Genomic DNA, 4952 nt, shown 5'->3' with positions numbered 1-4952 from the left:
GGAGTAGCTTGCGGGATTGCCATCAAAATGAAGCAGGCCGACCGTGTCGTTCCAAGCTTGCTTGTAGTAACCCAGGATGGATTTTCCGGTCTTTACCAGTTGCTCGGGGAGTCCTTCGAAGTAATCGGAGAAGGTCGTCAGGAAGGCGTTTTGCCATCTGCCGAGTTGCTTTGTAACCGTTTCGGCAACGCTTTCGCCGACGGCAGAAGCCCCCGCGATGAATTTGCGCCAAGCCTCACTGATTGAAGACTCCGGAGTGTTGATGCCTTGGCCGCCCGCCGTCGCAAGTCGTTTGAATTCGTCCGCCATCAGTTGATTGCGGTACGACCGGACGACGTTGTCTTCCGCCATCAAGACTCTGTAGTATTCTACGCCCGCATTGTTGTAGCGCAGGACAATTTCCTTGTTGGAAAGACCCTTCGCCCGGAGATAGCCCACCTCATCATTGAAGGCGCTCGCACCGATGTGGTTGCCAAATCCCTCGGTGGCCGGCGGCGTCAACGCAGCGTTCACACCAACCCTAGCCAAGGCCTCAGAACTGAACGTGGCTATGGCTCGGGTCGTACGACCGTTGACACCGTCCCAATACAGCTCTGCGCCGGAATTATAGACTTTCGAATAGAACTCGTTCTCAAACTTGGAAAGATAGAACGAGTTCTTGGCCTCTGGAGTCAGGCCGGCGGTGTTGGGCAGCGCCGCTTTCACGCTCGCCATACTCTCGCCATTGACCGACGTGATCTTGGAATTCGTGAGGATTTCTGGGATTTCTGTTGCGGCGTGCACGCCCGATGGCGAGGCTGTGCGGCCGATGATAGTGGTGACCGCACCTTCAGTCAGGGCCGTAAACTGGGCAGATGCCGGTGTGAATTTCTTGCCCGCCAGATCCACGAAGTCAGCGAGACTTCCTTCGATCGGAATCCCCGACAGACCGCTGTTTTGAGTTATACCAATAAGGATCCGGCCAATCTTTGTGTTGTCCAAAACTCTTATTTGGCCGCTGCTCCGATTTGCCAGATCACGGGCAATTTCACCGGTATAGACGTTCCCGGCTTCGGGACCCAAGCTGCCTGAATAGAAAATAGTACTCTGATAAGATCGATTTGAAACGTTGGTCGTCTCGTTGAAATTGAAGAAGTTGTCGGCGTTCGCTATTGCCGTGTCCAGAAATTCGTTGAATGCTTGAAGTGTGAGTTTTCCACCTTCAGGGATCGCGCCGCGAAGGAGGTCCAAAAGCGGATCAGCGCTCATCCTTGGCACTCCCACTCGTTCTTTTCACCGGCGTGGGGCGTCCGAATTTCTGTGTAGTAGGTCGAAATCCGATAGCTACTGTGGCCCTGCGAAACCAGGTCTCGCCAAACCTCGACGAATACCTGCTTATCGAAATTGGCCTCAATATTGACTGCTCGGTAGTTCTTCTCCCACAGCGCCGTGGAAAGGCGATCGAGTTCAATAGCGCCGATATCGGGATTTGCTTTCTTGATCTTGTCCTCGCCGTAATCGTAGGAGGCGGTAAACGGCACTTCGATTCCGCCGACAATCAACTTGAAGTGCGTAGAGCGTTCCATCGGAGGCTCGTCGCGCACCCATTGAACGGCCAGACCGCTTTCCACATGCGTTGAACGTCGCAAGTCCGGATCAAATCTAATCGTCATGCAGCCACCTTCCCAAACTTCGCAGCGGGTCTTCCAAAACGAACGCGACCCACTGAATTGATCTGCATTATCAGAGCTCTACTCTGGCTGGCGGCTTCTCACGCCTTGTCCGCACCGCCCGTCTTCTCCTCCGCCTCCCCCACCGGCCGCACCTTCATCTTCTCCAGCACCGCCGGATCGACCAGCTGGCTCACGATGGGATGAATCCGCACCGGCTTGTCCTTCACCACCTGCTTGAAATTTGCGAGCACGGCGGTAGCGACCTTTTGCGAGGGGGCGATGACGTCGAGCAGCCAGGTGGTCTCGCCGCTGGTCCAGTCCTCGGCCTTGAGGCGGACCGGGAACACGCGCGCCTGGATCTGCTCTCGGATCTTGGCGTCGACCTCGTCGGACACGCTGGCCCAGATCGCGATGCCGGCAGTCTCCTCCACCTTGCCCTCGCCGCCGGCCTTGGCGATGGCGATGCGGTCGCGCGTCATCGGCTCGACGACGAGGTGCATGACGTCGGCCAGGGTCTGGTTACGGTAGCGCGGCAGGTTGAGCATGGCGAGGACGACCTCGCCGACGCCGGCCTGGATCCGCATCTTGAACGCGGCGATCTGCGCCAGCACCTGCGGGTCGAGCGTGCGCTCTTTCGCGTCAGTCGGCCCGGCCGCGGCCCCGCCCTTGATCCCGTTCAGCGCCGGCTTGCCGGCGGCCGCCGTCTCGTTCGCGCTCTTTGCCATGGCTCTCGCTCCCAACATTCAGCCCGCCCGACGGGGCGTATCGCGATCACTGGGGAAGTGAGCCTGCCGCGACGGCCTGCGGCCCGTCCGGGCCGCTAGTCTGCCGACGCGAAGAAACCCGTCATCTGCACACACCCGCCGCGGTTGTCCCAAACGGTCGCCGCGGAAAGCAGATGTATAATTCTGTCGCAGACAATCGGAAGCAGCCCCACTGCCCCTTCTTCGGAGTTCATAGAACGTTAACCCGCATACAACTTCAAGACGAAATCGCGATACGCCAAAAAAAATGTTGCGCGATGTGTCCATTCGTTGCGATTGGCGTCTATTGACAATTGGGCAGAAGGGAACTCGGTGGCTTTCAGGAAATCGGCTCGCACGTTCAGCGCAAAGCTGCGAGGCCTGTAGCAGGCGAGCGAGGGCCGCAAACGAAGCTGTGGCGTCACCGTATCGTCATACGACAACGCTCGACGGCGCACCCTTGATGAGCCGGTCGAGCCATTCGATCACCGCGCATATGCAGCGACGGATACAAGGCTCCATGCTCAACGGGAGTTGTGTGCACTGTCACCGTAATTCCCCAGACGCCGCTATCGGCCCGCTGAATCTGGTCGCGGCTGGGATGCCGTCCCCATTCGTGAAATCGGCCTTGATGGCGTTAATCAACCCTTGGACGATATCGACCGAAAAACCGTCAAGCGTGGGCGGATAGAGGTCTGGATTTGCGTGCTTCGCGAGCGCGTTGCCAATAAGCGCAGCACCGCCAAAGAAGCCGCTATAGGTAGTAATCTGGGCTTGGATCAGAATTTGGCGGCCGGCCGATGGATCAACATCCTTAATCAGCTCGTAGTAATAAATATAAGCGCCAGCGCGGTCTCCGCTATCCAGCAGTTCCTGTATCTTATCTATATCGAGCTGAGTGATCGCCACAGTCAATCTCCGGAATGAGGTTCAGCAGCGGGTGAGATAGCGGCAGACCACCTCACGAACGAATCGTAGGCGGCGATTGGCGTAGGCCCGGCCGCCATGCAGGCGGAAGTCGACAAAGCCAACACGTGCAGCGACGCCTTCCGCGATCGACATCGTGTAGTTGCACAGGTAAACGGGGTGGAGCTTCCCCTCACATTGCACCGAAAAGAATTCGTCAGCCGGCTCACCGACATAGTTGGAATAGCTCGCAACGCCCTTGTAGTGGGCCAGTCCCTCGAAATCGTCATCCTGACGTTTTGGTGCGGATCGCAACACGTTGGCTCGGGTTGCGTCCGCATAGGCTGCTGCAGACATTTTGCTGGGATGAAGCTGAACTTTGGTCAGTTCGGCACGCATACGCTGGCCGGCCGTTACACGGTCGAGGCCATCTCGCCGTGATCGCTCCGCCACCGCCACGCTCCAGGGTTCACCGCTTCCATCAACGAACGCGAGCTCAACTTCGTTCGAAGTCAGTTGCGACGGCAGCGGTCCTTCGCTGCTATGTGGCGCCCTGTTGACGAAAACCACATAAGCCCGGGGCACGATAAGCTCCGGAAAATTGGCCTTGCCGACAACATCGTTGACAAGACTGATCCGGATGGGAGTCATGTCGAGCGAGAAGCGGAAATAGTCCGCCCGACCCAAATTGGGTACGTCGTCCGCACGGGCAGAGCCGGCGCAGAAGGAGGCCAACACCCGTAATGCGCCCACGGCGACAAGCACCAAGCGCATGCGATGGCACATCCGCGTCACCGCCCCGGTTCGCTTCATTTGCCGGTCTCGCCGGCTGTCTTGCCCGTCTCCCCCACCGGCCGCACCTTCATCTTCTCCAGCACCGCCGGATCGACCAGCTGGCTCACGATCGGATGAATCCGCACCGGCTTGTCCTTCACCACCTGCTTGAAGTTGGCGAGCACCGCGGTGGCGACCTTTTGCGAGGGGGCGATGACGTCGAGCAGCCAGGTGGTCTCGCCGCTGGTCCAGTCCTCGGCCTTGAGGCGGACCGGGAACACGCGTGCCTGGATCTGCTCGCGGATCTTGGCGTCGACCTCGTCGGAGACGCTGGCCCAGATCGCGATGCCGGCGGTCTCCTCGACCTTGCCCTCGCCGCCGGCCTTGGCAATGGCGATACGGTCACGCGTCATCGGCTCGACGACGAGATGCATGACGTCGGCCAGGGTCTGGTTACGGTAGCGCGGCAGGTTGAGCATGGCGAGGACGACCTCGCCGACGCCGGCCTGGATCCGCATCTTGAACGCGGCGATCTGTGCCAGCACTTGCGGATCGAGCGCGCGCTCTTTCGCATCAGTCGGCCCGGCCGCGCCCCCGCCCTTGATCCCGTTCAGCGCCGGCGTGCCGGCGGCCGCCGTCTCGTTCGCGCTCTTTGCCATGGCTCTCGCTCCCAAATTTCGATCGCCCGACCGGGCGGATCGTGATCACTGGGGAAGTGAGCCTGCCACGACGGCCTGCGGCCGTCCGGGCCGCGAGTCTGCCGACGCGAAAAAACCGTCATCTGCACACACCCGCCCCGGTTGCCCCAAACGGTCGCCGCGGAAAGCAGATGTATAATTCAGTCACAGATAATCGGAAGCAGCCCCACTGCCCCTCC

General features: G+C 59.6%; 7 protein-coding genes. 2 read left to right on the top strand and 5 right to left on the bottom strand.

Annotated elements, in window-relative coordinates:
- Nucleotides 1–27: 27 nt before the first annotated feature.
- A complete protein-coding gene (locus tag BM118_RS42280) occupies nucleotides 28–246 on the top strand; it encodes a hypothetical protein (RefSeq protein ID WP_244550137.1) in 219 nt (72 codons plus the stop codon).
- Between the two features lie 21 nt (nucleotides 247–267).
- Nucleotides 268–1071, top strand: coding sequence for a hypothetical protein (locus tag BM118_RS42275; RefSeq protein ID WP_244550136.1), 804 nt, complete (start codon nucleotides 268–270; stop codon nucleotides 1069–1071).
- A gap of 173 nt (nucleotides 1072–1244) precedes the next feature.
- On the opposite strand, the gene BM118_RS12360 is transcribed toward BM118_RS42275, so the two are convergent.
- The 5 genes from BM118_RS12360 to BM118_RS12340 form a co-directional block, all read right to left on the bottom strand.
- Complete coding sequence (locus BM118_RS12360) at nucleotides 1245–1652, bottom strand: hypothetical protein (protein WP_143099462.1); 408 nt, start codon at nucleotides 1650–1652, stop codon at nucleotides 1245–1247.
- 98 nt (nucleotides 1653–1750) lie between these two features.
- On the bottom strand, nucleotides 1751–2377 hold the full coding sequence (locus BM118_RS12355; RefSeq protein WP_092185554.1) for a toxin-activating lysine-acyltransferase: 627 nt from the start codon (nucleotides 2375–2377) through the stop codon (nucleotides 1751–1753).
- Between the two features lie 564 nt (nucleotides 2378–2941).
- Nucleotides 2942–3304 carry a hypothetical protein gene (locus BM118_RS12350; RefSeq protein WP_092185552.1) on the bottom strand — a complete coding sequence of 121 codons (363 nt, stop codon included), beginning with the start codon at nucleotides 3302–3304 and terminating at the stop codon, nucleotides 2942–2944.
- Between the two features lie 21 nt (nucleotides 3305–3325).
- Nucleotides 3326–4114, bottom strand: a complete 789-nt coding sequence (locus BM118_RS12345) for a hypothetical protein (protein WP_092185550.1) — start codon at nucleotides 4112–4114, stop codon at nucleotides 3326–3328.
- Complete coding sequence (locus BM118_RS12340; RefSeq protein ID WP_244550135.1) at nucleotides 4111–4734, bottom strand: toxin-activating lysine-acyltransferase; 624 nt, start codon at nucleotides 4732–4734, stop codon at nucleotides 4111–4113. The genes BM118_RS12345 and BM118_RS12340 overlap by 4 nt, the downstream gene beginning before the upstream one ends.
- Between the last annotated feature and the right edge of the window lie 218 nt (nucleotides 4735–4952).

The organism is Bradyrhizobium sp. cf659, from assembly GCF_900113725.1.
Taxonomy (GTDB): Bacteria; Pseudomonadota; Alphaproteobacteria; order Rhizobiales; family Xanthobacteraceae; genus Bradyrhizobium.
The sequence above is the reverse complement of the archived record's forward strand: the minus strand, read 5'-3'. Positions and strand labels throughout refer to the sequence as shown.

What these genes read in the sequence shown, in the direction of transcription:
- BM118_RS42280 (WP_244550137.1), top strand. Translation starts at nt 28, where the DNA reads ATGAAGCAGGCCGACCGTGTCGTTCCAAGCTTGCTTGTAGTAACCCAG.
- BM118_RS12360 (WP_143099462.1), bottom strand. Translation starts at nt 1,652, where the DNA reads ATGACGATTAGATTTGATCCGGACTTGCGACGTTCAACGCATGTGGAA.
- BM118_RS12355 (WP_092185554.1), bottom strand. Translation starts at nt 2,377, where the DNA reads ATGGCAAAGAGCGCGAACGAGACGGCGGCCGCCGGCAAGCCGGCGCTG.
- BM118_RS12345 (WP_092185550.1), bottom strand. Translation starts at nt 4,114, where the DNA reads ATGAAGCGAACCGGGGCGGTGACGCGGATGTGCCATCGCATGCGCTTG.
- BM118_RS12340 (WP_244550135.1), bottom strand. Translation starts at nt 4,734, where the DNA reads ATGGCAAAGAGCGCGAACGAGACGGCGGCCGCCGGCACGCCGGCGCTG.